Raw genomic sequence first — 500 nt, 5'->3', positions numbered from 1 at the left:
CTAGGTGCAATTTGGCAACCAGCAGAATTTCTGATCATCATCGGCGCGGCAGCGGGTTCTCTCATTATTGGTAACCCACCACACGTGCTGAAAGAGATGCGCCAACAAGTGCCAGCAACCATCAAAGGTCCAACTGAAGAGTACGAGTACTACATGGAGCTGATGGCGCTATTAAACAACCTGCTAGAAACAGCGCGTAGCCGTGGTTTCAAGTTTTTGGATTCTCACATCGAAGCACCAGAACAAAGCTCTATCTTCCTGATGTACCCGCTAGTTTCTGAGGATCATCGTCTGATTTCGTTCATTACTGATAATTTACGTTTAATGGCGATGGGACAAATGTCGCCTCATGAATTAGAGGGACTGTTAGAACAAGAAATCGAAGCTATCCAGAACGAACTGCTGCTGCCTTCACGCTCATTACAGCGTACCGCAGAAGCACTACCTGGTTTCGGTATTCTTGCCGCAGTTGGTGGCATCATCATCACTATGCAAGCCAT

The 500-nt window shown here is 47.2% G+C and carries 1 protein-coding gene; it reads left to right on the top strand.

Annotated features, from left to right (window positions below):
• On the top strand, positions 1 to 500 hold a 500-nt coding region (locus R8N47_RS28790; RefSeq protein WP_318186556.1), incomplete at both ends, for a motility-associated protein.

The sequence above is a fragment of the Vibrio sp. 2132-1 genome, from assembly GCF_033344315.1.
Note: the sequence above shows the minus strand (reverse complement) of the source record. Positions and strands in the feature narration are given on the sequence as shown.